This window comes from Accumulibacter sp., assembly GCF_031732815.1.
In the GTDB taxonomy this organism is placed as follows: domain Bacteria; phylum Pseudomonadota; class Gammaproteobacteria; order Burkholderiales; family Rhodocyclaceae; genus Accumulibacter.
In genome coordinates this window covers 1-18,577 of the sequence record NZ_JAVMKF010000004.1, presented here as the reverse complement: position 1 = coordinate 18,577, position 18,577 = coordinate 1, and the positions used below count along the sequence as shown (strand labels likewise).

Below are 18,577 nucleotides of genomic sequence, written 5' to 3'. Positions count from 1 at the left end.
CGGGCGGTTCGCTCGGCATTGGTTTTGCCATCCCGATTTCGATTGCCCAGGACGTGATGCAGCAGATCATCCAGACCGGCAGCGTGACACGTGGCTGGATTGGCGTCGAGGCGCAGGAGATTACCCTCGACCTGGCAGAATCCTTTGGTCTGCCGGATACGAATGGGGCACTGATCGCCGGTGTCCTGCGGGGCAGTCCGGCGGATGCCGGCGGGATCAAGCCGGGCGACATTCTGCTCACGGTCGCGGGCAGGGTGGTCCGCGACCCGCAGGGAATGCTTGACCTGATTGCCGGTCAGAAGCCGGGGGAAACGGTAGCCTTTACCTTGCGCCGCCAGAAGAACGTCGTCGAAACGACGGTGCGCATCGGCAAGCGGGCGCCACAGCGGCGCGCGCGCGAGTAGGGCAGCGAGAGGGCGCTACCGTGTGCCAGTTGCTCGGCATGAACTGCAATGTTCCGACCGACATCTGCTTCTCTTTTGCCGGTTTCCAGGTGCGTGGCGGCGCTACCGACGTGCATGGCGACGGTTGGGGAATTGCCTTTTTCGAAGAGCGCGGTTGCCGCGTATTCCTCGATCCACAGCGTTCCTGCGCGTCGCCGGTAGCCGAACTGGTGCGCAGTTATCCAATCCACTCGAAGAACGTCGTCGCGCACATCCGCAAGGCGACGCAGGGCGTCGTCGCACTTGAAAACACGCACCCCTTCATGCGCGAGCTGTGGGGGCGTTACTGGATTTTTGCCCACAACGGCAACCTGCCCGAGTTCTCTCCCGCGCTTGACGGCAGCTTTACGCCGGTTGGCCAGACCGACAGCGAACTCGCCTTCTGTTGGCTGCTGCAGTGCTTGCGCGAGCGTTTTGGCTGTCGGCCACCCGATCAGGCGACGCTCTTTTCGGCGGTGCACGAGTTTACGCTCGAGCTTGGCGCTCGCGGTTCGTTCAATTACCTGCTGTCGAACGGCGATTGCCTGTTCGCGCACTGTTCGACCCAGCTCAGCCACATCGTTCGCCAAGCGCCATTCGCTGTGGCGCACCTGAGCGATCAGGATCTGAGCATCGATTTCAGCGCGGTGACGACCCCCGACGACCGCGTTGCGGTGATTGCGACGCTGCCGCTCACCGACAACGAATGCTGGACAACGATGCCGCCCGGAAGTCTTTGGCTGTTCGTCGACGGGGCGCCGGTACGCCAACGGCTGACCGTTCCGGGGCCGGCGCGAGCGGTCGAGGTCTGATCGGGCAGCGGCGACCAGGAGTCGCTGTCAGGCGACAGGGGGCTTGATTTTCGGGGTGTGGGTAAGCCCGCCACACCACCTTGCGCTGCCTGGCTGGGGGCTTTCCCGGCCAGGCAGCGGTCGCTTTGAGCGTGCGCGGCCCGCGCAGTTCCCTACTCGTTGGCCAGTTCGCGCCACGAGACGCGACGGGGTACCGGCGGTGGCGCTCCCTCAGGTTGCGGATCGGTCCGGACGGCGGGAATATCAAGGCCGCTGTCGCCGATCAGGCGACCATCCGCGGACCTCACCAGACGCACGCCGCTGGCCAGCGCATCGCCCAGTTTTCGGGCGACCATGCCCATTGTCGTTTCAAGCGCGCCGCCCGTACGGTAGTCGAGTGAATATTGGTAGCTGACGGCAACCGGTACGCATCCACCGCCTTCCAGAGGACGATTCGTGTTGAAAACCAGTATTCCGCTGGCCAGGACAGGATCCGTGTTGGCTTGCTCGCCATCTGCGGGAAAGTCGAGGTACCAGCCGTCGTTGTAGGCGCCAAAAGCTTGGCGCAGTGTTGCCTGCCGCGTCTGCTGCTGGCGTAAGGCGTAGGCCTCGTCGGTTTCGCCGGTCAGGCGCGGCAGAGCAGCCACCTGGACAATGGGGTCACCTGCCCGGCAGAGCCGGTTTCCGGTCTGACAGGTGCCGGTGGCGAGAACCCAGGGCGTGAAATTGCTTACCTGGGTCGTCGTTGTACCGGTGCCCGTGGGCTGCTCAACCGTCGTCGTGCGTGGGTTGCCGAAATCGGTGTCGGTAAGCCTGTCCTTGATGGCATAGAACGACTGTGGTTGGAAGCGCGGCGACGACGCGCGGATCGGCTGGAAGTCGTTGCCGCCAAGCAGCTTTCCAGTGCCGACGAAGACGACAGGATGATAAGCGATGCGGCCGAGTTCCGGCCTGGTGGTAATCGGTTGCGGACTACCCGTGGCATCCCTCAAGCTAGCCAGGCGCTGCGCGTCGTACACAGGTGGGTCAGCGGTCTGCGGGATTTCTCCGTTGATGTCGAAGCGCCACAGATTTCCTTCCAGGTCTCCCCCGTAGACTCGCTCGGCGGTGTTATTGAGATCAGGAAAGTTGGCCCAGGCGGAGATCTTCGCCAGGCCGCTTGGCGAGTCGACGCTACCCACTCCCGTGCTGATCGATCCGCCATTGATCGAGGCGACGAGTGCACCGGTGTTGGCGTTGACGATGAACAGTCGTCCTTGGCCGTCACCGGGTGTGATGTTGTTGTAACCCGAGGCGAAGAGAACAACCCAGGTACCGTCGCGCAGTTTGGTGATCACCGGATTGCCGAAGCTGTATCCGAGATTGTCGTGGGTGAACTCCCACAGTGCCTTCGGGTGCTCCGGGTCGGTGATGTCAAGCGCGTAGTAGCCGCGCCCACCGTGGTTCAGGCCGCCGACCAGAATCGTTTTCCACAAGGCGGGAGTAGTGGCTGCCCGGCAGTTGGCTGGCGTGTCGGCGCAGATATCGCCCATCACCGGGGTGCCATCGACAGTATATTGGTGGCTCGTTGGGTACCGCTTGTCGGCCAGGCGTGCCAGTCTGGGGAACACGAGTCGCGGGACGTAGGCCCAGGCTTCGTCGCCGCCAACGATTCCCGCGCCCGCGTCGGCCGCATAGAACGCATGCAGCATGCCATCATTCGCGCCGACGTAGATCATTGCCTTGCGGTTGCTCTGGCTTTCGCGAAACTCTTCGTACTGCTGGTCGACGTAGATCCACGGTGGCGCTTGAACATAAACCGGCTCAGAACCAGCGATGTCGCCGAGCGGCCGATGCACATCGCTGCCGCTTGTCGTTCGCTTGCGGTAAAGCGCGGTCCGGTTGTCGACGGTGCCTTCGTTCGTCGCATCGCCGCGCAGGAAGTTGACCAGTGTTTCGCCGCCGGCGTTTGCCCGCACGCTTGGGTCAAGGCAGACCGCATCGCTGTCGCTGGTGCACACCGTTTGCGACGGAGGCTCGGCACCGGTCCATGGTGACTGCAGATAAGCCTTTTCGCTAGTGGAAAGGTTGCCCCAGAGGAAGAGCTTGAGTTGGTCGCCAGCACCGGTCGCGCTTTCGCCGCCGGGGTTGAAGGTATAGATCGTCCGCCGCCGGTGGTCCGCCGCCGCAGCGCCCTCGTTGGTCAGTTTGCGGCGCAAACGCTCCTGGGCCGACCACTCGATGTTGGTCGAAATCGCGCCGCTAGCTCCGTTGACACTTCTCCTGATCACATCGCCCGCCCAGACGCCGACTTCGAAAGACGATTGGAAAACGGCATTTCCGTTCCCCGCGACCAGATTTGGCGAAGTCAGGGTCACCGCGGCGAGCGAACCGCGCGCTGAACCAATGTCGGCCAAGGCGGCGCCGATCGCATTCGCCAGACCGGTCGGGTCGCGTGCGCTGAAGTAGGTGCCGCGGCCATTGACCGCCGCGTGCCAGAGGTCGTCGATGTTTGCCTGCGACATCGGTGCCGGTTCCGGCCAGTTACACTCGCCAGCCGTCTGCCACGAGCAAATCCCGATGGCCGGGGCGGCCATGGTCGTCCATTTGATGCTGGCAAAATCGCTCCCGTCACCCTGGCGGGCTTCCTGGTAGCGGCTGTCGTACTGCATCAGACCGGAGGCGCCAAGGCCCAGCGTGTAGGTGTGCATGCGCTGCACCTCGGCATCGCTTCCGCTGCCCTCCGGGCCTTGGCAGACGTTGCGCGTCGTGTCCCCGTTGGCATAGCAGTTCCCCAGGGTCGACGTCCGCAGGTCGGTCATGTAATAGTACTGGGCGACGTCGGCCAGCGTGTTCGGCGTTGCGCCGACTGAGCGCGCACTGCACTCGACCCTTTGGCAGCGTTCACGCTGCGACACTTCTGCCGGACAGTTCTGCGGCTCTCTTGGCGTGCAGCTTTCCACACGCGCTGGAACAGTTCGAGTCGTTTCGTAGGTCGTGGCCACGCCGCCGTTGGCATCCGATGCAGGCTCATCGACCGGCGGCGTACAGGTTGCGCTGCTGTCAGGTGGGCAGCCCGCTACATATTGACTGGTGACTGGCGGGACCACCGCCGTACAGCTGATGGTTTCACCGTTGCTGGTGCCTGGCGTACAACTCTCCACGTCGTGCCAGTCCTGTCCGACGATCGTTCGGCATTCCCTTCCGTTAGTCGAGTAAGCAGGGCCATTCTGCCGTTCCACCGGGGTGCATTCCGCGGCGTTCACCCACTCCCCTTCGACATAGCTGCATCTCCGGGTGCTTCCGTCGTCGGTACAGCTCGTCGCGTCTTGCCATGCTCCCCATCTGGTTGAGCAGATCTTGGCGACAGGCACCGTGTAGTTCGGACCGGTAGACGGGGCCGCTGCCGAGTCGGGACAGCCAGGGTCGTCGGCGGGTTGTGTTTCGGCGGCGTATCGGCATTCACGGGCGGGGCCGACATAGTCATTGCCGTTCCTGCCAGCGACGGTGCAGCCTTCGTTGGCAGTTGTCCAGTCGCTCCAATTCGAATCGCTCGATTCAAACATATAGCTGCACTCAGACGCCAAAGCCACGGTGTAGGGCGACGATCCAGACGGTGCGACGTTGGTGCAGGTGGTGATGTCGCGGACAGCATTTACGGCCTGATAGAAACAAGTGCGGGCGATTGGTACCGTGTAGGGGGAACTGGCTGATGCGACTGCACTCGTGCAACTATCGACTGGGTTGTCGACTCTGTCCGGATGGTAGCGACATTCTCTAACGTCGGCTTGCACCGTGCACGAATCGGTGTTCGACCAGTCAGTCCAGTCCGTGCCGCAAATGGTGTTCGCGTTTGGTGTGCATGCGCCGCTTGCCACGATGGGTGTCGTCCATGCGTACGAGCAGGTCTTGGCCTGCGTAACCGAAAAGGTTGGCCCCGTCGATTTGGCGATCGCCGAACCGGGACACGTGGCGTCATCGACGGCCGCAGTCGGCGGGGCGTATCGGCATTCGGTTGTTCCCGCGGCGGCAACGCAGGCCTGGTTCGTATCTGCCCAGTCGGTCCACGTCTGCCTGCACTCGGATGTGGCGGTGAGGACCGTGTAAGGCGAACTCGTCGACGGCGCCTGTACGACACACGGCGGCGATGCCGTGTCCGCCCAGTCCGAATAGTCGCTGTAACGGCATTCCTGGGCGGTTACGACGGAGTAGTTGGTCGGATCCTCGGGCCTGGCCGTACATGTGCCACTGGCGTCCCACCAGTTGTTCCAGAAGCCGGTGTAGGCACATTGCCTGGCCTGCACGACGCTGTAGGTGGCGAGGTCCTGGGGGTGTGGGGTGCACGCTTCGTTTGCATAGGTCCACGGGCCGAAGTCGCTATAGCGGCACTCGGTCGCACTGAGTACTGTGTACGGCGAAGCTGTGGAACGTGCTTGCGGGGTGCACGCTGCCGTGGCGTCCGACCAGCCGCTGTTGACGTACTCGCAGTCGCGGGCGGTCAGGACGGTGTAGGGACTTCCGCCTGAACGCTCGACCCGGGTGCACGCTCCGGTTGCGGCTGCCCAATTTCCGGCGATGTATCGGCACTCCGTCGCCGGCCCATGGAAGACCGAACCCTCACCCGAATCGGCGGATTGTTCGCGGGCAGTGCAGGCGGCCGTCGCATTCTGGAAGCCGCTTGCGCTGCCATAGGCGCACGAGGAACCCGTCACCCAGAGCTGAGTCTGACTGTCTGTTCCGCCGTAGATCATCTCGCCTGCAACAGCGACACTGACCCTGCATTCGCTTACTTCGCGCGTCACGGTCGGCAGCATTCGGCATTGCCGGAGGGTGGCGCCCCTGGTGTCCTCTTCGCAGCGGTCGGCATCCTGCCATTGACTCCACGACTCGCCGCCGTTGCTTGATGTCCGTGCCTGTACCTGGCGCAGCGTTTGCAGCAGTGGGCTGGTCTGCACCTGCAGCGTGTAGGTCAGCGTCTGCAGCGTTGCCGTCTGTTTCTGCAGGGCAGACGTTTTCGTCAGCAAATACGATTCCCTGTACTGGAGCCTGGCCGTCCTGCCTTGCCATTTGTTCAGCGTACGCTTCTGCAATTGCTCGATACTCGATTGTGGTCGATCTCGCGTGCTGATCGTCGGCAGAGTCTTGGTGCGTTGCTGGAGGTGGTTGGTTCCTTCCCAAAGGCGGTAGTCAATGCGTCGCAGCGCCGATGTTCTCGTCTCGAGCTTGCGTGTGGTTGATTGCGCAACTGTCGTCTGTTCCTGGATCTGCCATGTCTTGCTTTGCAACTGTTCCGAGCGCATCTGGACTTGCGTCGGGCGCGTCGGTGTGCGCGTCTGCAGCGTCCAACTGGTGCTCTCCAGCGCAATCCCGGCGCCGCCGTCGTACTGCGGTCGCGGGACTGCGTCATCCTGGTGGCCAACAGGAGCACCGCTAAGCGTGAAGCCTTGCTCCCGATTCCAGTAGCCGTCGGTCGACAGTATGGTGAAGTTTTTCTGGCAGTAGTACTGCATCGGATCGACCACCGTCTCACCATTGAACTGCTGGCCGTTCTTCAGGCCGGCGTAGATATGGCCGGCGTTGGAAAGTGCCTGGCGCAGCGGCGTATCCGTTTCTTTCGCCGGGACCGCGGAGAAGAGCTTGTTGTACCAGGCGTTCTTGTTCGCCGGACTGAACTCCTGGATATTCCGGAAGTCGCTGCGGCTGTTGTTGTTGATCGTCATGTAGCCGACTCGGCGTTGCTCACCGACACTCGCAAACGCCAGACTGGTCGCCGTCTTCATCGTCTGCATGCGGGTACGGTAATAAGCCCACCAGTTTGCGTAGTTGGTCATCTCCTCATCGTAGGTGCAGGTCGTGTCGCTGCTGGTCCCACAGTCGAGGCGGCTTGCCGCTTTCGGGTAGGTAGCTCGGGTTTCGGTGATGACGTTCAGGACGACATCTCCCGGCGCCTGGTTTTCGCCCTCGGTTGTCGAGCGGCCGAAGGGGGTTACCTGGAAAGTCCCCTGGCCTTGAACCGTCGGCTCGGTCGGGGCGGCGAAAGCTGCCGGTGCGCTGATCGTCACAACGTTTCCGGAAGCTGACGCCCGATAGCCGACGGTCTCGCACTTGCCCTGAATGCCGAACGAACATTCGTTGATCTGTTGGGCGATGCTGGTCGCCAAGGTTTCGGCACTGCTCAGCGGGATCGTCACCGGGAGGATTTTCTGGTTGTTGACAGTGATGTTTTCAACCGAACCACCGACGCTGATCGTCAGTTTGCTGGTGTGCGGTTCAGGCATTCGCGGATACTTGTAGTCGTTTTCCGTATAGAGTGCGCGGCACGAATTCTCCGGGGGCGTGGCGGCGAGCGACGCGGCCAGGCTGTTGCACCAACGCAGCGTCGCGGGAACAGAGTGGTTGGTACTCGGCGCATTCGCCGCGACACAGTTGCGCAGCGTGCGATCGGTGCAGTACTCACCGATGACCGTCGTATAGTAGTACGCACTGCGCGTCAGGTTGCTTTTGCCGGTGGGTCCGACATCGGCACGGTGCTGGACGCTATACCCGTCGTCAGTGACGTCCGTCCAGCCGCTGGTCACTGTGCGCGTCCTGCTTGGGTAAGTCGTCGTGTCGGGCGCACCCGTTGTCGAGTAATAAGCGGGCGGAACGTAGCGCGTTGCCGGGTTGTACGTGATTCCGTTGAAACCCGGGTTGCGCACCAGGTGCAGCGGTGTGACGTTGGCCCAGTCGGGTAGCGCCTCGTCGTTCATGCTGTACGAGTCGTCGAGGACGAACAGGATGTTCGGGTAGACCTGGATCTCTGATGCTCCGGAGAGCGGCGCCGTAGCCAGTTGGGTGGTTGCCGCCTGAACGCCGGCGGCCAGCGCGAACAGAGCGGCAATCAGCGAGCAGGCTCGACCGGTCGGTGGGCAGACAGCGTGCATGGCGAACTCCTTGAAACGGGTGCAGCGTGTTACGACGCGCCTAGATGGCGACGATGGTCTGTACAAAGCTGATGGTATTGCGCGGCCCGACGATGCGCGTCGTGATGCGGTAGTAAACCTGTTTCGGTGGGCTGGGTCGGCCGCTGCCGGAACTGAAGCTCTCGCCCGAGGTCGCCGCGGGCGGCGCCTGCGTGCAGGGATTGGTTGCCGTGTGCGCGGGACCGTTGTTCGCGCACAGCCTCTGGATGATGTACTGGACCGTGTTGCCGGCTGCATCGGGTGCCGGAGTGGTCGAGCAGCCGGCAGCGTCCGGCGCTGCGATGCACGCGCGCAGGTCTGCGTTTTCACTCAGCAGACGAGTCCAGAAGGCCTCCCAGGACTCGTGGTTGGCCCGGTTCGGGTCGCTGCGTGTGGCCAGATAACCGTTGGCCAACGTCTGTTCGTCGGTCGTCGTGATCTGGCGGGTAAGCGCCTGCTCGGTGCTGCGCTCGCCGGCGTTGGTGGCCGATTGCTGAAAAGCCATGTTTCCTGCAATGACGTTTGCCGTGTCGACCGAGCGGACCAGGGCGACGCCGGCGAGTGTCATGGCAACCAGAATGATCAGTGCGACGAGCAGGACAACGCCGCTTTGGCGATGATATGGACTGTCGGCGCGCCGGCCGCCAGCGCGAGAACTCAGGAACATCTTGCCATCCAGGGTAAGTTGCGGATTGGTATGACTGTCTCAAAGACCTTGTAGCGGTAATTGCGCCAGTTATTTCTTGCCGTCTCGTTGCGCAGCAGAGGTGCAGCACCTGCCCAGGTCACGCTGGCCTGGCTGGTCGGTAGCAAAGCGTTGCGATCAACCTGGCTGTTGCGCGCCAACAGGGCAATACGCACGGCCGGCGCCCGGATCCACTGGCAGGCGTTGTCCAACAGAGCGGCGGGCCGCGCCGCGTTCCAGGTATCGACGGTACCGTCCATCGTCCCTGCTCTCGTGTCCCAGCCATGCTCGGCGCGCAAACCGACGATGTTGCTGGCGATCGGGACCCAGATCGCCGGGTCGTTGACGCTGCCATCCGCAGCGCAGTCATTCTGAACGAAGTCACAGGCGGTGAGATTGCCGCCGCGAACGGCGTAGGCGCGGATCGTTGGGGAGCCGCCGAGGTTGAACAACAACTGTCCGCTGACTGCTCCGCTGTTGCCGATCGTGACGACATTGCCGGCAATGGCGGCCACCCCGTCGAGAACGAGTACCGGGCAGGGGCTTGTTTCTATGGCGGGGGCGACGATCACCCGGTCACCAACCGCGAAATTTGTCGGTGTCTGCATCGACAGCGCGGCGCCGTTGGCGAGGACGATCGCATCGCCTTCCGAGGATCCCGGGCTGGAACCGTAAGCGACCAGCAGCGTGTCGGTGTCGGCGTCGCCAGCCGGTATTCCGACCGGGTTGATCAGCGTCGGGGCGAAGACTGGCACCTGCCGTGCGGCAGCGGTCGACGGCGGCGGGGGGAGAATGCGCAGCGTGCAGTTGAGCACGCTGGTCGAATTGAAGCCGTAACCGCTCTGCCGGATCGCTCCCTGCAGTTCATAGAGCGCCAGCGCACCGCTGCTTTGCGCGTCGCCGGTACCGGTGGTTGTCCGCTTCTGCGCTTCGGCCGTAGCAAAAACCTGCATCATGACGATGATGCCGATCATGCCGATAACCATCGCCACCAGGATTTCGACCAGCGTGAAGCCGCCAGGGCGCGTTGTCACTTGTCGGGAACCTGATCTCATGGCCTAGGGTGTGTTCCGCGAAATCTGTGAAACAATCGTGTGGCAGTGCCTTGAAACGCGGCAGGAAGTCGGCTGATTCGCCGGCTCGCCGCTACGTGGCATTTCCGGTGTGCGCCAGAACAAGGTGATTACCACCTGCCCGGCAGTTGCGCCGGCGGTCGCATCGACGCTGACCAGCGGCAGTGTCGAGTCTACGCCGTCGGCGGCCGCGCCGACGCCAGGCAGACCATCGCGACTGGCGACGATATTCTTCCAGGTGTCGTAGCCCGCTCCGCCGCTCTCGAAATTCGCCTTGAGTTGCGCCAGATCGAGGCCACTCGCCCACATTTCGCCGAGCAGTCGGTTGGCCAGCAGGCTGGCGTCGGTCCGGTACCTGGCGTCGCTGGTCAACTGGATTGCCGTTGCCTGCAGCGCGACGAGCGAGAGGATGCCGAGCGAAAAGATCAGGATGGCGATCAGCGCTTCGAGCAGCATCACGCCGTCCTGGCGGGCAGCGAGCGCCCGTGGGCGCTTTTCCCGGTTCACTTTGTGCGCGTTCATCAGCATGCCTGCGTATTGCCGCTGGGCAACGACGGATCGCACATGCGCACCTGCCCGCCGAGCGAGGCGATAACGCGCAGGCAGCGCACCGGTCCGGGCGGCGAATCCGTCCTGCAGTTCAGGCCGTCGGAACTCGACAGGGTGATCGTTCCGCCGGACGCCGGGGCTGCCGTCAGGCGGCCCAGGCCGTTGAAGACGAAGCTGTGTTGCCCGGCAGCCAGGGTCGTGCCTGCCGAGCCCTCGCGCATGCTGCGCAACTGGATGATGCGTGGTGCCGTGTCGTCCGAGGGGGCGCTCGCACAGCGGTTGTCGGGGGCATCCATACCAACGATCCAGTGCGGACCGGAGGAACTGCGCGCGCAGTTGTTGTCGGTGGTGTTGACCAGGTAGAACCCGACCAGCGTGTTGCGCCGTACGGCCTCTGACCGGGCCAGGAGCAGACCGTTCTGCACAGCGTCGGCGGCACCGCGCACGCGCGCGTTACGCAGCCACTCGGTGAAGCCGGGGATGCCGATCGCCATCAGGATGCCGAGAATGACCACGCCGACGATCAGTTCGATCAGGCTGAAGCCGTGCGCCCTGTTCAACAGCTTGCTCCCTTGCTGGTGATCCAGCACGTGTTCGAGGTCGACCAGCCGCTCTGTACGGCCGTTGTCGCCTTGAGGTTCGCCTGGTTGATGGTATAAGTGAAACCGGTCATCGGACCCTTGCCGGTTGCCATCAGCGTGTAGGTCGTCGCCGTCGGGTTAGGGCAACTGAAGTCGAAATACTGGCTGGCCGTGCTGTCATTCGCGCAGGCAGGCGAACTGATCGCCGGGTTGGCGACCGGATCGGCGCCGGCGGCCTGATAGTAGGTATGGTTGTCCTGGAAAAACTGCTCCATGCGCGCTCGTCGTTCGGCCAGCCCCGCGGTCGCCTGGGCAATGCGTGAGCGCGTGATGTGCTCGGTGTAGTTCGGAATGGCGATAGCCGCCAGGATGCCGATGATGATGATCACGATCATGACCTCGATCAGCGTGAAACCTGCCCCTTTTTTCACGAAATTGGCCTCCTCCCCTGAGCTTTTGGCGGGCGCCCGGCGGTCGACGGTACGCAAGTGCATCTTAGCCGGTGCGGTGGCGCACGCCAACCGTGCAGCGACAGACGGCATGCGGCGGCGGATGAGCGGCGGCTGTTGCCGTGCCGCGAGCGGTAGAATCGCGCTTTCCTCGACTCCCGCCGCGTGTGCTTAGAGAGCGTGTTTTCCCAGATATTGCCGCTGAACGGCCGCGCCACCATCCGGGAAGAGTGGCGAAGCTTGCTCGTGGCGCTCGCCCTGTCGCTGGTTGTGCACCTGCTGGCGCTGGTCATGCTCGGCCGGGCGGCCAATAACCCGGGCGAGGGGACGCCCGGTCGGGGAACGCTGATTGAGCGCGCAGCGCTTAGCGTGCGGGTCGTTCAGCACGCGCAGCGCGCGCTGCCAGGCGAGCCGGTGCCGCTCGCGGCGCCCGAAGGCGATCCGGCTTTATCCGATGTGCAGCCGCTGCCGCCGGCCGCCGATGAAAGTCTTGTCGCGGTCAGGCTTGGGCATCGGCGGCTCGCCGAGTACCTGCCGCCCTACTTGGCGCAAACGCCGGTGTTCGAGGTACCGCCGGGTGGCTGGTACCTGCCGCGGGCGCAGTTGTCGGTTCAGCCGCGACTGCTCGATGAACCGGCGCTTAATTTCCCGGACAGCGTTGCCGGCGGCGCGCCGCGTGCTGGCAAGCTCGTCTTGCGGATCTTCATTGCCGCTGGCGGGGCAGTCGATCGCGTCGAGATCAGCCAGAGTTCATTGCCGAGCGAGTATGAAGAGGCGGCAGCGGCGGCTTTCGCCGCCGTGCGCTTCCGTCCGGGCGAACTGGAAGGCGTGCCGGTCAACAGCGAAATCCGTTTCGAGGTTGTTCTCGACGCGAATGCAAGCAGCAGCCACCAGACCGGTGTCTTGCGGATTCCGGCTCTGGCGGAGCCTGCCGCGGTCGCGCGTTCGCCTGCCGGGGCCAGGTTCTAGGCCAGTGGCCGGCGCCGCGCGCGGTCGTGGCGGGCTCAGCCCTTCAGGACTGTAGTTGGCGCGGCAGCGCGAAAGTCACGTTTTCGTCGACGCCGGCAAGCTCGCTGACTTGTGTCGGATCGCCGCCGCTGACTTGCTCGATGACTTGTTGGACGAGGACCTCGGGCGCCGAGGCGCCCGCGGTGACGCCGACCCGGGTGGCACCGGCCAGCCAGGCGGGATCGATCTGACCGGCATGGTCGACCAGGTAGGCCGAGCGGCCAAAGATCTCGGCGACTTCGCGCAGGCGGTTAGAGTTCGAGCTCGACTTGCTGCCGACGACGATTACCACCTGACTCGTTTTTGCCAACTCCTTCACCGCGTCCTGCCGGTTCTGCGTGGCATAGCAGATGTCGTCCCTGCGCGGGCCGACGATTTGCGGGAAGCGCTGTTGCAGCGCGCCGACGATCTGCTGCGCGTCGTCGACCGAGAGTGTCGTCTGCGTGACGTAGGCCAGCCTTGCCGGATCGCTCACGCACAAGTGCCCGACATCGGCGACGGTTTCGACCAGGTACATGCCGTCGCTGCTCTGGCCCATCGTTCCTTCGACTTCGGGGTGCCCCTTATGCCCGATCATGACGATTTCGCGACCCTCCTGGCGCATCCGGGCGACCTCGGCATGTACTTTGGTGACCAGCGGGCAGGTGGCATCGAAGACATTCAGCCGGCGTGCCGCGGCCTCCTCGCGGACCGCGCGCGAGACACCGTGCGCACTGAAGATGACGGTGCTGCCGGGCGGTGCCTCGGCGAGCTGGTCGATGAAGATGGCGCCTTTCGCGCGCAGATCGTCACAGACGAACTTGTTATGGACGACTTCATGGCGAACGTAGATCGGTGCGCCCAGTTTCTCGATGGCCCGCTCGACGATGGCGATGGCGCGGTCTACTCCGGCACAGAAGCCGCGGGGTTTGGCGAGAATGATCTGCATCTGCGGGCCTACATGATGGCGATAATTTCGACCTCAAAGCGGATCGCCTTGCCGGCCAGGGGGTGGTTGAAGTCGACCAGCGCGCGCTGCTCGCTCAACTCACGCAGGAAGCCGGCAAAGCTCGTCTGGCCGTCCGGCGAAGTGAATTCGATCAGCGAGTTCACCGCAAGTTCCAGGTCAGGTGGCAAGGCGCTGCGTGCGATGCGCTCGAGCAATTCGGGGTTGTGCTCGCCGAAAGCGTCGGCCGGGGCGAGCAGGAAGACATGGCGTTCGCCCGCCGAGAGACCGATCAGGCAGCGTTCGAGCGTCGGTGCGAGCTGCCCACTGCCCATTTGCAGCGTCGCCGGCGACCAGCCGAAAGTGCTGACGTATTCCGTCCCGTCTTGGTCAGAGAGGCTGTAGTGCAAGGTGAGGAAGCTGTCCTCACGCACCTGCGTGCGATCTGCCGTGGGCAAAAGAGTTTCCATCAGGCGGCGGGCGGGCGCGGGCTGTCGCTGTGCGTGCGGCCGCTTGTCCCTGCTCGCCGCGTCACGAGCGCTGCCCGTCGTCGATCTGGCGGGGTGGCGCAGCCTGCCGCGGGCTGGTCAACTGATCCCACACAAGCAGCAGTGCACCCAGCGTGATCGCCGAGTCGGCGACGTTGAACGCGGGCCAGTAGAAACCGGCGGCGTGCCACTGGATGAAGTCGACGACGGCGCCGAAGCGCAGGCGATCAATGGCGTTGCCAAGGGCGCCGCCGAGAATCAGCGTCAGCCCCAGCGACAGGCGGAATTCGCCGCTGTGGCGGGGCAGAATGCTGACGATCCAGATCGCGATGGCGAGTGCCAGGCCGGTGAAGAACCAGCGTTGCCAACCGCCGGCATCGGATAGAAAGCTGAACGCTGCGCCCGGGTTGTAGGTCAGGACCCAGTTGAAGAAGGGGGCGACATAGACCGAGTCGCCGGGTTGCAGGCGGGCGAGGACGAGCCACTTGCTGAGCTGGTCGAGGACGATGACCATGCCGGCCAGCCAGAGCCAGCGGTCGATCTTACGCGCAGGCACGCGCTTCCCCTTCGCCAAAAAGATTGCTCAGGCAGCGGCCGCACAGGCCGGGGTGCGCCGGGTCGCTACCGATGTCGTCGCGTACGTGCCAACAGCGCTCGCACTTGCTGTGTGGCAGCGGGAAACAGACGAGGGTGTCGGTCGTGTCGCTGATCACTTCGGCGTGCGAGCAGATGAAGACGAAGCGCAGGTCGTCGGCTAGCGAACTGAGGGTGGCATACTTTTCTCCGCTGCAGTGCAGGCGGACGGCGGCTTGCAGCGGCGAGCCGATTTTCCCGCTGCTGCGCAGCTCTTCCAGCGCACGCATCACTTCGCCGCGATAGCCGCGCAGTCGCTGCCACTTGTCGAGCAACGCTTCTTCGTCGGCCGGTGCCGGCAACGCCTGCCAAGTCTGCAGCATGATCGATTGATCGTTGCCGTTGATCAGTGGCCAGATTTCCTCGCCGGTGAACGAGAGGATCGGCGCCATCAGTTTGACGAAACATTGCAGAATGTGCCACAAGGCGTTCTGCGCCGAGCGGCGCACACGGGAAGTGGCGGCTGTCGTGTACAAGCGGTCCTTCAGGATGTCGAGATAGAAGCCACCGAGATCCTCCGAGCAGAAAGTCTGCAGCGCCTGGACGACACGGTGAAACTCGAAGCGGGCGTAGTCCGACTCGCACTGCGCCTGCAGCCGGCGGGTGATGGCGAGCGCGTAGCGGTCGATTTCCAGCCACTCGGCGACTGCCAGGTGGTCGCGGTTGGGGTCGAAGTCGGCCGTGTTGGCGAGCAGGAAACGCAGGGTGTTGCGGATTCGGCGATAGGACTCGACGACGCGCTTGAGGATTTCGTCGGAAATCGACAATTCGCCCGAGTAGTCGGTCGCGGCAACCCATAGGCGAAGGATTTCCGCGCCCAGCGTGTCGGCGATCTTCTGCGGGGCAATCACATTGCCGCGCGACTTGGACATCTTGAGGCCCTTGCCATCGACGACGAAACCGTGCGTGAGCAGCGCGTTGTACGGCGCACGACCGTCGAGCGCACAGCCAATGAGCAGCGAACTCTGGAACCAGCCGCGGTGCTGATCGGAACCCTCGAGGTAGAGGTCGGCCGGGTAGGCGAGTTCGGGGCGCTGCCCGTTGCGTAGAACGCTGGCATGCGTCGAGCCGGAATCGAACCAGACGTCGAGCGTATCGCTCATTTTCCGGTAGTGCGCAGCTTCTGCGCCGAGCAACTCGGCAGGATCGAGGGCAAACCAGGCTTCGATACCGGCTTTCTCGACCCGCTGGGCAACCTGTTCGATCAGTTCGCTGGTACGCGGATGGAGCGCGCCAGTCTCGCGGTGCAGGAAGAAGGGCAGCGGGACGCCCCAGTTGCGCTGGCGTGAGACGCACCAGTCGGGACGCGTGCGAATCATCGCTTCGAGGCGGGCGCGGCCCCAGGCCGGGAAGAACTGCGTTTCATCGACCGCCCGTTCGGCGCACCAGCGCAGCGTTGGCGCTTCCTCGCCGGCGTCCGGCGCGCTACCGGCGGCGTGCACGGCACGCTGCTCCATACCGACGAACCATTGCGTCGTCGCCCGAAAGATGATTGGCGTCTTGTGCCGCCAGCAGTGCGGGTAGCTGTGCTGGAGTGGCTCGGTGGCGAGCAGCAGGTTCTGTTCAGCGAGTTCCTGGACGACCAGCGGATTGGCCTCCCAGACGCTGCGGCCGGCCAGCGGGCCGCTCGCCAGGGCGGGTGTTGTCGCGATGAAACAGCCGTCGTCGGCGACCGGGTTGTTCACCGGCAGGCCGTAGACCTTGCCGATCAGGTAATCGTCGGTACCGTGCGCGGGCGCGGTATGGACCAGGCCGGTGCCGGCTTCGAGGGTGACATGGCGACCGCAGATGATCGCCACCTCACGTTTCTGGAAGGGATGTTCGAGCAGAACATGCTCGAGCGCGGCACCCTTCGCCGAGCCGATCGGCTTACCAGTCAGGCCGTAGCGCCGCAGGCAGGTGTCGGCCAGTTCGCGGACGAGAATCAGGTTTCCTTTCGCGGTCTCGATCAGATCGTAATCGAAATCGGGGTGCGCGCTGACCGCTTCGTTGGCCGGCAGGGTCCACGGCGTGGTGGTCCAGATGACCGCAAAAGCGGGCGCACGCAGATGCGTCAGGCCAAAAGCGTGGGCGAGCTTGGCGGCGTGATTGGCATGCACACGGAAGGCGACATCGATCGCCTGCGAGGTCTTGTCTTCGTATTCAACCTCGGCTTCGGCGAGTGCCGAGCGGCAGTCGAGACACCAGTTTACCGGCTTGAGCCCCTGGTAAAGGTAGCCCTGCTCAAGAATTCGGCCCAGCGCCCGGATTTCGTCGGCCTCGGTCTGGAAGTTCATCGTCAGATATGGGCGCTGCCAGTCGCCGAGAACGCCCAGGCGAATGAAGTCGCGCTTCTGGCGCTCGATCTGCTCGCTGGCGAAAGCCCGGCACAACTCGCGCACGCGATCGGCTGGCAGATGCTTGCCGTGCCGCTTTTCGATCTGGTGCTCGATCGGCAGGCCGTGGCAATCCCAACCGGGGATGTAAGGCGCGTCGAAACCAGCGAGCGTCTTGGCGCGCACGATGATGTCCTTGAGAATCTTGTTGACCGCGTGCCCGATGTGAATGTCGCCGTTGGCGTAAGGTGGGCCGTCGTGCAGGATGAAGCGTGGGCGGCCGCGCGCCGCCGAACGAATCTGCGCGTAGAGTTCTTGGTCCTGCCAGGCAGCGACCCACTGCGGTTCGCGTCGGGCGAGGTCGCCGCGCATCGGGAATGGCGTATCGGGTAGATTGAGCGTCTTCTTGTAGTCGGCCATGGTGGTCTTCAAGACTGAAAATAGGCTTTTGCCGCGGCGACGTCGAGGGCAATGCGCGTCTTCAGCGCTGCCAGATCGGCAAATTTCATCTCGTCGCGCAACTTGTGCAGGAAGCGCACGTTGAGATGCGCGCCGTAGATGTCGGCTGCGAAATCGAACAGGTGGACTTCGAGCAAAGGACGTGCCGCTTGCCCAGCCGTCGGCCGGTAGCCGAGGTTGGCGGCGCCGCGGTGGGGGCCGCCGGGCAGCCCTTTGACCTCGACGGCAAAGACGCCAAGCAGCGGCGGGCGATCGTGTTTGATCCGGATATTTGCGGTGGCGAAGCCCAGTTGCCGCCCGAGCTGTTCACCGCGCACGACGCGTCCGTCGATCGAGTACGGCCGCCCGAGGAGGGCCGCCGCCAGTTCGAGCCGGCCTTCCTGCAAGGCCTCACGCACGGCTGAACTCGAGGCGCGTGCACAGTCGAGGGTGATGCTCTCCATCGCCTCGACAACGAAGCCGAAGTGCGCGCCGGCGGCGCGCAGCCGGGCGAAATCTCCGGCGCGGCCGGCGCCGAAACGAAAGTCGTCGCCAACGATCAGATGGCGCGCGCGCAGACCGCCGACCAGCACATGCTCGATGAATTCGTCGGCGCTCATGCTGGCGAATGCCGCGTTGAAGCGGCAGACGTAGGCGACATCGATGCCGTCGTCGGAGATCAGTTCAAGTTTCTCGCGCAGCGTGGACAGGCGCGGTGGCGCTGCCTGAGGAGCAAAGAATTCGCGCGGATGCGGCTCGAAAGTGAGCACGGCAGAGGGCAGGCCGACGCTGGCCGCGGTTCTCGTCAGGCGAGCGAGCAGGGCACGATGGCCGATATGAACGCCATCGAAATTGCCTATGGTGAGGACGGTGGCACGGTGCGCCGTCTGGGAGTAACCACGATAGACGAGCATCGGGTGCTGAAGAGGGCGAGAAAAACGTAGAATTATAACTTGCTTTGTGCAAGCCGGGCCGTATCGCGCGGGTTGGCGGTCTTCTTGTCTGAGCAGGACGAATGGGCATTCGGCGCCCGCGCCTTCGCCGCGCGCGGTTCAAGGCGGATGCGCGCAGAGCGCGTGGCGCTTCTCCCGCTTGGCCAGCTTCTTCTTTGGGCAGCCGTGACGAAAACCGAGAATTGTTACCATTGTGGTCAGCCGCTGACGCTTGCCAGTCAATTGGCCGTGCACATCGACGGAGAGGCGCGCGCCATGTGCTGTGGCGGTTGCCAGGCGGTTGCTCAGGCGATCGTCGACAACGGCCTGGTCGACTACTATCGCAAACGCGATGCGCTGCCCGAGGC

General features: G+C 63.9%; 15 protein-coding genes. 4 read left to right on the top strand and 11 right to left on the bottom strand.

Features of this window, described 5'->3' with window-relative positions; all coding sequences use genetic code 11:
• Together RKP46_RS00450 and RKP46_RS00445 are read left to right on the top strand one after the other, a co-directional pair.
• The coding region (locus tag RKP46_RS00450) for a PDZ domain-containing protein (protein WP_311104807.1) at nucleotides 1–404 on the top strand (404 nt) is incomplete at its 5' end.
• A 20-nt stretch (nucleotides 405–424) separates the two neighbouring features.
• Nucleotides 425–1,234 (top strand): class II glutamine amidotransferase, encoded by an 810-nt coding sequence (locus RKP46_RS00445; protein WP_311104806.1) that lies wholly within the window; start codon nucleotides 425–427, stop codon nucleotides 1,232–1,234.
• 152 nt (nucleotides 1,235–1,386) lie between these two features.
• Here RKP46_RS00445 and RKP46_RS00440 read toward each other — a convergent pair whose 3' ends face one another.
• Genes RKP46_RS00440 through RKP46_RS00415 form a run of 6 tightly spaced genes read right to left on the bottom strand, consistent with a single transcriptional unit; the run spans nucleotide 1,387 to nucleotide 11,452 of the window.
• Nucleotides 1,387–8,115, bottom strand: coding sequence for a PilC/PilY family type IV pilus protein (locus RKP46_RS00440; protein WP_311104805.1), 6,729 nt, complete (start codon nucleotides 8,113–8,115; stop codon nucleotides 1,387–1,389).
• 40 nt (nucleotides 8,116–8,155) lie between these two features.
• Nucleotides 8,156–8,800 (bottom strand): hypothetical protein, encoded by a 645-nt coding sequence (locus RKP46_RS00435; RefSeq protein WP_311104804.1) that lies wholly within the window; start codon nucleotides 8,798–8,800, stop codon nucleotides 8,156–8,158.
• Complete coding sequence (locus tag RKP46_RS00430; protein WP_311104803.1) at nucleotides 8,791–9,852, bottom strand: PilW family protein; 1,062 nt, start codon at nucleotides 9,850–9,852, stop codon at nucleotides 8,791–8,793. Before RKP46_RS00430 ends, RKP46_RS00435 begins: the two co-directional genes overlap by 10 nt.
• A gap of 24 nt (nucleotides 9,853–9,876) precedes the next feature.
• Nucleotides 9,877–10,413 (bottom strand): hypothetical protein, encoded by a 537-nt coding sequence (locus RKP46_RS00425; protein WP_311104802.1) that lies wholly within the window; start codon nucleotides 10,411–10,413, stop codon nucleotides 9,877–9,879.
• Complete coding sequence (locus RKP46_RS00420; RefSeq protein ID WP_311104801.1) at nucleotides 10,413–11,000, bottom strand: GspH/FimT family pseudopilin; 588 nt, start codon at nucleotides 10,998–11,000, stop codon at nucleotides 10,413–10,415. The genes RKP46_RS00425 and RKP46_RS00420 overlap by 1 nt, the downstream gene beginning before the upstream one ends.
• Nucleotides 10,997–11,452: a type IV pilin protein gene (locus RKP46_RS00415; RefSeq protein WP_311104800.1), complete on the bottom strand. Its 456-nt coding sequence runs from the start codon at nucleotides 11,450–11,452 to the stop codon at nucleotides 10,997–10,999. Before RKP46_RS00415 ends, RKP46_RS00420 begins: the two co-directional genes overlap by 4 nt.
• Nucleotides 11,453–11,650: 198 nt before the next feature.
• On the opposite strand from RKP46_RS00415, the gene RKP46_RS00410 reads away from it, so the two are divergent.
• Entirely contained in the window at nucleotides 11,651–12,439 is a 789-nt protein-coding gene (locus tag RKP46_RS00410) for a TonB family protein (protein ID WP_311104799.1), read from the top strand.
• A 43-nt stretch (nucleotides 12,440–12,482) separates the two neighbouring features.
• Here RKP46_RS00410 and ispH read toward each other — a convergent pair whose 3' ends face one another.
• The 5 genes from ispH to RKP46_RS00385 all read right to left on the bottom strand — a co-directional run bounded on the left by ispH (nucleotide 12,483) and on the right by RKP46_RS00385 (nucleotide 18,191).
• Nucleotides 12,483–13,406, bottom strand: a complete 924-nt coding sequence (gene ispH, locus RKP46_RS00405) for a 4-hydroxy-3-methylbut-2-enyl diphosphate reductase (protein ID WP_311104798.1) — start codon at nucleotides 13,404–13,406, stop codon at nucleotides 12,483–12,485.
• An 8-nt stretch (nucleotides 13,407–13,414) separates the two neighbouring features.
• On the bottom strand, nucleotides 13,415–13,873 hold the full coding sequence (locus RKP46_RS00400) for a peptidylprolyl isomerase (protein WP_311104797.1): 459 nt from the start codon (nucleotides 13,871–13,873) through the stop codon (nucleotides 13,415–13,417).
• Nucleotides 13,874–13,934: 61 nt separating this feature from the next.
• Nucleotides 13,935–14,447 carry a signal peptidase II gene (lspA, locus tag RKP46_RS00395; RefSeq protein WP_311104796.1) on the bottom strand — a complete coding sequence of 171 codons (513 nt, stop codon included), beginning with the start codon at nucleotides 14,445–14,447 and terminating at the stop codon, nucleotides 13,935–13,937.
• Nucleotides 14,434–17,259, bottom strand: a complete 2,826-nt coding sequence (ileS, locus tag RKP46_RS00390; RefSeq protein WP_311104795.1) for an isoleucine--tRNA ligase — start codon at nucleotides 17,257–17,259, stop codon at nucleotides 14,434–14,436. The genes lspA and ileS overlap by 14 nt, the downstream gene beginning before the upstream one ends.
• A gap of 8 nt (nucleotides 17,260–17,267) precedes the next feature.
• Entirely contained in the window at nucleotides 17,268–18,191 is a 924-nt protein-coding gene (locus RKP46_RS00385) for a bifunctional riboflavin kinase/FAD synthetase (RefSeq protein WP_311104794.1), read from the bottom strand.
• A 162-nt stretch (nucleotides 18,192–18,353) separates the two neighbouring features.
• Here RKP46_RS00385 and RKP46_RS00380 point away from each other — a divergent pair.
• On the top strand, nucleotides 18,354–18,577 hold a 224-nt coding region (locus RKP46_RS00380), incomplete at its 3' end, for a heavy metal translocating P-type ATPase metal-binding domain-containing protein (RefSeq protein WP_311104793.1).